Genomic DNA, 6,238 nt, shown 5'->3' on the forward strand with positions numbered 1-6,238 from the left:
TTTGGTTAGTGAAGGATGTTATTGAAGCAGTCGTGCAGTGACAGAACGATTTTAGCCATGGAGATAGATTACAGGATTGAGGGCGGAATGACGAGTTGTTGCGCCTGCTGTCCATTTCAATTACCCTGAATGATGTTATAATGCCAACGAAACACCACAAGGATTGGCGGGCGATGGACAAAAAATCGAAGGGGATTGAGATTGTGCGCGGGGCGGCAAGCGCAGGCTATTCCGTGAAATCCGGTGGAATCAGTGTGCATACTGAAGGACAGAAGATAAACCTGCATTTCGACAGCCAGCAAGGTTACGTTTATCTTGTTATTGACTGTTCTGCCAGCATGAGCGGGTACAAGCTGGAGCAGGCGAAGAAGGGTATCATCGATTTCGCCAGAGATGCGATTAAGAAAGAGTATCTTGTCGGCCTGATATCGTTCGATTCAGAAGCAAGTCATCTTTGCGAACCGGTCCGTGATATGAAAGTGCTTCAACCGTGCCTTCAAAACCTGGTACCGGGCGGAACGACAAATATGGCTGATGCAATTAAGCTGGCGCACACGCGCTTAAAGCTATTTGACGGCAGCCGTGCTATTGTAATCGCAACCGATGGACAAGCCGATGATGAGCAGGCTGCCTTATCAGCCGGCAAACAAGCCAGGAGTGAGGGTATCGACATTATCACAATCGGCACTGATGACGCAGATAGGGAATTTCTGCAGAATCTTGCCACGCGAAAAGAGTTGGGGTCTAAGGTAGCTAGAGAGCAGTTCGCAAAAACAATTGCTTCGGCATCCAACCTCTTGCCGCCGCCCAGGGGAATCATAAGGAAGTAGTGGATATTTGAAATGACCTGGGAAGAAGCCTGCCGTATCCTCGGGGTTCCAGTAACTGCTGCTCCCGCGGAAATAAAAACCCAATGGCTGTACAAAGCCAACCTGTTTCACCCGGACAAAACGGCAAACCTGCCCGAGAGCATGCGGGAAAAAGCCGAAGATGATTTCAAGCAGGCAAGCGCGGCGTACGATTTCCTTAAAGACCTAAAGAACAATCCGTACACTACCCCACCGAAACTTGATATCCGAGTCAGACACATACGCTTCAAAGACCTTGAGACTGGACAAAAAAAGAGCACCAGTTTTGAAATCAAAAGCACCGGCGGTCCTTACACCAGGTTTTGGATCGATGATGCGGCAGCCCCCTGGCTGCGTGTTACCGATATTAAATCAACAACCAATGAGCCCCTGCCGCTGGAAGTTACCGTAGAAGCTACCGGGATGGGACAACCGGGGCAGCAAGCCCAGTGCAGATTATTAATCCGGCTGGAGAATGAAAAAACCAAATCCAGAGATGAAAAGGTTATCCCGGTTGAAATAGTGATGCGGAAAGCTCAAAAACCAAGGCTGGAACACACGCAGGACCTGAACCCGAGGATTCAACCTCCGCCAACTCTACCCGCAAGGCCTGTGCTGAAGCAGAAGTTCGCCTTTCTGTATTTTTTTATCGTATGTCTGGTCCTCATTATTGTCATCGCAGTATTACAATACAGGGGTAGTTAAAACGGGCAATAAAAAACCTCCGTTGTAAGGAGGCTAAAGCCCTCTTTTTCGCTTTGTAAGCGGCCTATCGTTTCCCTTGCGGGATGGCTTTGGCACCTTTAAGAAAGACTAAAGGTTGCCGGGTGGGTCACAGGGCCATAACCCTCGCCACCACTCTCGATAGTTAATATATTCAGTTGTTAATCACAAGTATTCTACGCTACCTGCGCTCGAATGGCAACTTTAGTCATAGGTATAGATTATAGGATTGGGGGCAGAATAATTACTTTGTGCGACGCGAGTGGGGCGCGAGAGGCCGGAGGAGATGGGAGAATCATGGGTGCGCTGGAAGTGCAGGTTTGGATTTAGACTGCGGAAAGCAGAAATTCCCTTCTATTGCTATTCTTTTCTGTTGATGATTCGTTTACAGAAGTGGATTCTAGGCCACGGTGAAATATGTTTCCTTCGGCACCGTTTTCCCTCCCAAACTAGCTGTGACTACAATCCTCCACGAGCCGGGTGTCGTGTTCGTGCCCACCTTCCATGTCCAGGATACATTCCCATTGCTGTCCGCATTCTTGGCATATAGACCCTGCGCGGTACTCGGACCTGACTTATAGTAGACGGTTATGCTGCACAGCGCGCCTGGTGCTGTCTTTGCAGTCAGTGTAGCGTTTGCGCCGGGACGGACCGGTGATGTCACTGAAACAATCTCGAGCTGCAGTGTTGCCGTGGTGGACGGGGGAGTAGTAATGGTAGTCGGAGGAGCGGTTGTAGTTTGGGGAGTAGTCGTTGTCGTAGACGGCAAGGTTGTTGTCGGAGGAATGCTTGTCGTCGGGGCTATGCTGGTCTTTGTGGAAGGTGAAGCACTGGAAGTCGTGCTTACCGAAAGCGAGCTGGTGGTTGGTGACGGAGTGGTAACAGTTGTTGTAGGTGGAGTGCTGGTTGACAAAGGCGGCTTCGTCGTAGTTTGCGGTAAGTTTGATGTAGCCAGTGGGCTCGACGGAGGAAGGGTCGTCTTCTGAGTTGTCTGGGCTGGGCTTTGGATGCAGGCATAAAGCATGATGCTGAGAACGATTGCCAAGGTTATCAATGCCCTTTTCATTCCCGGCCTCCTCTAACTTCTAGCAGGTTGGACGCTATATGTTATCCCATCGGTTCTTACTAAGATATTACCATTAACGTCGGTACCGAATATGGCAGCTCCAATGTTCTTCAATGTATCAATTGTCACTTTATGCGGATGCCCATAACTATTTCCTACCCCAGCCATATACACGGCAATCTCTGGCATGACTCTTGCCAGAAATGCCGGAGAAGAAGCCGTTTTTGACCCATGATGCCCTACCTTCAAAACCTGCACATGGTGCAATGGAATATCGCTAGCTGAGAGCATCCTCGCCTCAGATTCCCGCTCAGTATCCCCTTCGAACAGGAAATCGACGTTCCCATAATCAAGCTCTGTAACGATGCTGTTGTTATTGGTGGTGCCGGATAAATCGAACGGGTTAAGGATTGTTAAAGTAAGGTTGCCTGCGGTGATTTTGTTACCCCTCTTGCCGATATTAACTTGAGCATTTTCTACCTCCACAGCGTTCATGAAGTCAGAATAAGTCTTTGATGTACTAGATTCGCCATTGTACCAAACCTGATCAACTTTGAAGGTGTTCAGGACATCGATTAGACCACCTATGTGGTCGGCATGGGGGTGGGTGGCAATCATTACTTCGAGGTCGCCGTCCACATGTTGCTTAAGGAATTGCACCACACCGGGTTGCCTCTCGCCAGCATCAATGAGGATTTCGGTAGTGCCGAGGTCGATAAGAATGGAGTCGCCTTGGCCGACGTCGATGAAATAGACGGAGAGGGTGCCGCTAGTAGTTAGAATTGTATTAGTGACAGTTGTTGTAGTAACAGTCGCTGGCGTATTAGATGCAGTAGACAAAGCATCCCCAGCTATAGTTGACGCTTGGGTAGTTGGGGATGCAGTAACTGTCTGAGTTACTGTGGTTCCTGGGCTTGTTTGCGTAGCAACTGGAGATATTATTATCGCATTGCCTGAGGTAGTGATGGATAACGTACAGCCGGTAAATGCCATAACAAGGATTGCGAGGACAACCAACGCGATACGTTGCCAACATGTACGAGCTGAATTATTCATAACGAACCTCCAGCTATCCTGTGCTACATAGTAGGTCGCTCAATATCTAATGTCAATATATATCTATTATCATATAATTGTGCCTAATGAATCTCCGTTCTGTACCATCACCTCAAAACGTAGGGATGGTGAAGCATGGCAAGGAAGAAGGTATCAGAACAACCCAAAGAGAAAATTGATAGGATATTCCTGAGCTTCACGGATGCACAGGAGTTTTTAGGGGTAAGCCATCAGACCGTGTATAAGTTGATGAAGGAAGGATTGCCGAGCCATAAAATTGGGAAGAAAAGGGTGTTCTTAAAAGAGGATTTAGTTATGTGGATTAAGCAACATTAAGCGTTTGATTTCACCCACAGCCTCCGTCCATCAGTTATGAACTCTTGCTGGACATTCCTAGAGCAGTTCAGGGTGATTCTTTTTCAACCACTCCTCGACCGCGTTTCGTAAATTTTTAGCCAGAGTGAGCATTGCTTCTGCCTCTGCTTCTGTTATCATTCCCGCCATTTCGTAATCGCTGATGTTACGTTTCTGGCGGAACTTATCCAGCGTCGTGATGAGGAGCGGCTTTGCCTTGATGGTATAGGCCAGCGATTGTATAACGCGGTAGTGCTGGCCATCTTTCCTCGCGCGATATCCGGCCGCCGATAGCGCCGCCATAGCCGCCGTGAGGGCGGCATTATAAGCTATGCTCAGCTTCCAGTCGGGCCCGAGCCCGGGTATGCAACACTTTTCCAGGTCGCGGTCGCATATAGCCAGCAGGCGCTTGGTCTCATGCGCCGAAGGATGATGTATTTCGATAAGTTTATCGGCCAGCCAGTTTTCCAAGCTCATTTTCATCACCTATTATAAATATCTTTTTGCCTTGCATTACTTCCAGGACAAAAGGATGCTTCTCCGCCAAACGTTTTTTAAATTCTCCAACCGGATAAACCACCGGATTTATTTCACGTCGCAGTATGTCCTGGGCTTTTGAAATGGAAAAGACAACGTCGTCAAAGCTCATCGGTCCTATCAGCACCAGGTCTATATCGCTTGCCCTATCGTCTGTACTGCGGGCCACTGAGCCGAAAATGAAAGCAACCCTGATCTTATCTGCCATCGGTTCCAGCGCTTTTTTGATTACGCCGGCAGCGCCAAGTGTTTTTCTGACGATGTCCCTAAGCTCATTGAAAATGGGGGATTTGCTGTTAGCCTGGTAAAAAACCAGATTTCCTTTTTGTGTCCTCACGATTAATCCGGCTTCGGTCATCAACCGGAGTTCGCGTTGAACAGCGCCGGAACCCTTAACGAGCGACCTCACTATCTGATTGACATAATAGGATTCATCGGTATGTTCATAGAACAAGGCTAATAATGCCCGCCGCGTCTGATTAAACAGGAAGGACGAGAGTTTGTCATCGTAAATTGATATACCCATAATAGGCATGATTATACCTTAATTAGGTATTTTGTCAAGTACCCCTCACCCACAGCCTCCGCCCATCCGTGATGAACTCGATTGTACCCCTTTTGTCCGTGCGGTAAATGTTGGATGCTCCCAGCCTCCCCGCCAGCCTCTCCAGCACCTCCGCTTTCGGGTGGCCGTAGTCGTTCTCGCCCACCGAGATGACAGCTATCTGCGGCATGAGGACGTTGAGGAACTCGTCACTCGTGGAGGTGTCCGAGCCGTGGTGCGCCACCTTGAGCAACGTGCTTTGAGGCAGCAGCCTCTCGTAGGCTATCTCAAGCTCGCCCTCCCACATCAGGTCGCCGGTGACAAGGAAACTAATCTCTCCAGCCCTCACCTGCAAGACCACGCTGTTGTTGTCGATGTCGGACTCAGTGCCGCTGAGAGGAGTAGCCGGCGGGTTGAGCACCTCAATGACGATATCGCCGACGCTCAATTCGAGATAAGTCCGAGCCAGCGTTGATTTTATATTCTTTTGTTCGATTAATCTCAGCCACTCGTTAAAGAGAGCTTCGTCGTATTCCTCCGGCGAGGCATAGGAGATGTCGGGATAGAGCACCTCTCCCACCTGGTAGCGGTTAAGCACCTCTACCAGCCCCGTCATGTGGTCGGCGTGCGGGTGGGTCATCACCACCAACTCGATGCTCCGGTCCCAGAAGGGCAGCCTTTTTCCCAGTTCCGTAGTGATGGCCTGCGGGCTGGGGCCGCCGTCGATGAGAATGTCGAGGTTCCCCTGCCGTATCAGCGTGGCGTCTCCCTGCCCCACGTCCAGGAAATAGACATGCACCTTGTCATCGGGGCGTGATATCCAGGCCACCGTGCCGAGGATAAGCGCAATCACTAAGACGAGGGCAAGCCATTTCTTAATTGATTTTGAGTTCATATTTCTCTTTCCCTCTCCCCTTGTGGGAGAGGATTAAGGTGAGGGGTAACTGTTTTCATATTCACCTCGTCCTCGCAAAGGGAAATTGATAGAGATTGCTTCGGTCCGCCACGGTGGACACTCGCAACGACGCTGAGACAGTCGTTTCGTTCATTCGACAAGCGCCATTTCGGTCATGAATTTCGCTCTCCTGCGGCGCGCCAGCTACCACACTA

8 protein-coding genes and 1 riboswitch are annotated in these 6,238 nt (G+C 49.7%); of the genes, 4 read left to right on the forward strand and 4 right to left on the reverse strand.

The genetic code is table 11. The features are described 5' to 3' along the window. Positions 1-95 precede the first annotated feature (95 nt). The 3 genes from C4542_01120 to C4542_01130 all read left to right on the forward strand — a co-directional run bounded on the left by C4542_01120 (position 96) and on the right by C4542_01130 (position 2,557). Positions 96-830, forward strand: a complete 735-nt coding sequence (locus C4542_01120; GenBank protein ID RJO63020.1) for a VWA domain-containing protein — start codon at positions 96-98, stop codon at positions 828-830. A 12-nt stretch (positions 831-842) separates the two neighbouring features. After that, positions 843-1,553 carry a hypothetical protein gene (locus tag C4542_01125; GenBank protein ID RJO63021.1) on the forward strand — a complete coding sequence of 237 codons (711 nt, stop codon included), beginning with the start codon at positions 843-845 and terminating at the stop codon, positions 1,551-1,553. Positions 1,554-1,614: 61 nt separating this feature from the next. Further along, positions 1,615-1,719: riboswitch (SAM riboswitch) on the reverse strand. Between the two features lie 442 nt (positions 1,720-2,161). Then, positions 2,162-2,557 carry a hypothetical protein gene (locus tag C4542_01130; GenBank protein ID RJO63022.1) on the forward strand — a complete coding sequence of 132 codons (396 nt, stop codon included), beginning with the start codon at positions 2,162-2,164 and terminating at the stop codon, positions 2,555-2,557. Between the two features lie 92 nt (positions 2,558-2,649). On the opposite strand, the gene C4542_01135 is transcribed toward C4542_01130, so the two are convergent. Then, a complete protein-coding gene (locus C4542_01135) occupies positions 2,650-3,693 on the reverse strand; it encodes an MBL fold metallo-hydrolase (GenBank protein RJO63023.1) in 1,044 nt (347 codons plus the stop codon). Positions 3,694-3,828: 135 nt separating this feature from the next. Between C4542_01135 and C4542_01140 the strand changes: the two genes are divergently transcribed. Next, positions 3,829-4,029, forward strand: coding sequence for a DNA-binding protein (locus C4542_01140; GenBank protein RJO63024.1), 201 nt, complete (start codon positions 3,829-3,831; stop codon positions 4,027-4,029). A 57-nt stretch (positions 4,030-4,086) separates the two neighbouring features. Here C4542_01140 and C4542_01145 read toward each other — a convergent pair whose 3' ends face one another. Genes C4542_01145 through C4542_01155 form a run of 3 tightly spaced genes read right to left on the reverse strand, consistent with a single transcriptional unit; the run spans position 4,087 to position 6,023 of the window. Then, on the reverse strand, positions 4,087-4,524 hold the full coding sequence (locus tag C4542_01145) for a hypothetical protein (protein RJO63025.1): 438 nt from the start codon (positions 4,522-4,524) through the stop codon (positions 4,087-4,089). Then, complete coding sequence (locus tag C4542_01150; GenBank protein RJO63026.1) at positions 4,496-5,119, reverse strand: ArsR family transcriptional regulator; 624 nt, start codon at positions 5,117-5,119, stop codon at positions 4,496-4,498. Before C4542_01150 ends, C4542_01145 begins: the two co-directional genes overlap by 29 nt. 25 nt (positions 5,120-5,144) lie before the next feature. After that, complete coding sequence (locus C4542_01155; protein RJO63027.1) at positions 5,145-6,023, reverse strand: MBL fold metallo-hydrolase; 879 nt, start codon at positions 6,021-6,023, stop codon at positions 5,145-5,147. Between the last annotated feature and the right edge of the window lie 215 nt (positions 6,024-6,238).

The sequence above is a fragment of the Dehalococcoidia bacterium genome (assembly GCA_003597995.1).
Lineage (GTDB): Bacteria > Chloroflexota > Dehalococcoidia > Dehalococcoidales > UBA1222 > SURF-27.

Coding starts and splice junctions, on each gene's coding strand:
- C4542_01125 (RJO63021.1), top strand. CDS start 843: ATGACCTGGGAAGAAGCCTGCCGTATCCTCGGGGTTCCAGTAACTGCT.
- C4542_01130 (RJO63022.1), top strand. CDS start 2,162: ATGCTGCACAGCGCGCCTGGTGCTGTCTTTGCAGTCAGTGTAGCGTTT.
- C4542_01135 (RJO63023.1), bottom strand. CDS start 3,693: ATGAATAATTCAGCTCGTACATGTTGGCAACGTATCGCGTTGGTTGTC.
- C4542_01140 (RJO63024.1), top strand. CDS start 3,829: ATGGCAAGGAAGAAGGTATCAGAACAACCCAAAGAGAAAATTGATAGG.
- C4542_01145 (RJO63025.1), bottom strand. CDS start 4,524: ATGAGCTTGGAAAACTGGCTGGCCGATAAACTTATCGAAATACATCAT.
- C4542_01150 (RJO63026.1), bottom strand. CDS start 5,119: ATGCCTATTATGGGTATATCAATTTACGATGACAAACTCTCGTCCTTC.
- C4542_01155 (RJO63027.1), bottom strand. CDS start 6,023: ATGAACTCAAAATCAATTAAGAAATGGCTTGCCCTCGTCTTAGTGATT.